The organism is Phocaeicola sp. RTP21198st1_B8_RTP21198_201120, from assembly GCF_040929485.1.
In the GTDB taxonomy this organism is placed as follows: domain Bacteria; phylum Bacteroidota; class Bacteroidia; order Bacteroidales; family Bacteroidaceae; genus Phocaeicola; species Phocaeicola dorei.
The window spans coordinates 997-1,419 of record NZ_JBCOCI010000346.1; the positions used below are offsets into that span (position 1 = coordinate 997).

General features: G+C 39.5%; 1 pseudogene. It reads left to right on the forward strand.

From position 1 onward, the window contains the following. Nucleotides 1-121: 121 nt before the first annotated feature. A pseudogene (locus AB5935_RS26150) lies at nt 122-423 on the forward strand (hypothetical protein); the annotation flags it as partial.

A 423-nucleotide genomic window follows, 5' to 3' on the forward strand; every position in this document is an offset into this window, starting at 1 on the left:
TAGACGAGTTTATAAGACTTTTAAAACGTTAAAAAGGAAATCCGGAACAACAAAAGCGCCTGAATATCTGTTTTTATAGGAAGTTTGAAACTAACTTTGTCCGCAAAGTTTTCTACTTCTTATGATTATGAATACTAGACAGAACAGGCTAATCATATTCGCGCTTTTGTTGTTGACACAAACCCCGTTGGGCGCACAGCTGCATTCTACTAAAATTGAACTGCCGGAGGATTCTATATCTGCAACCATGGAAGATTCCATTCCGGCAAAGCGCAGTTTCTTTAAAAAGTTTCTTGATTACTTCAATGACGCCAATAAGGAAAAAAAGAATAAAAAGTTTGATTTCAGTGTGATAGGCGGCCCACATTATTCCAGTGACACCAAGTTCGGACTCGGACTGGTGGCAGCCGGACTATATCGAAC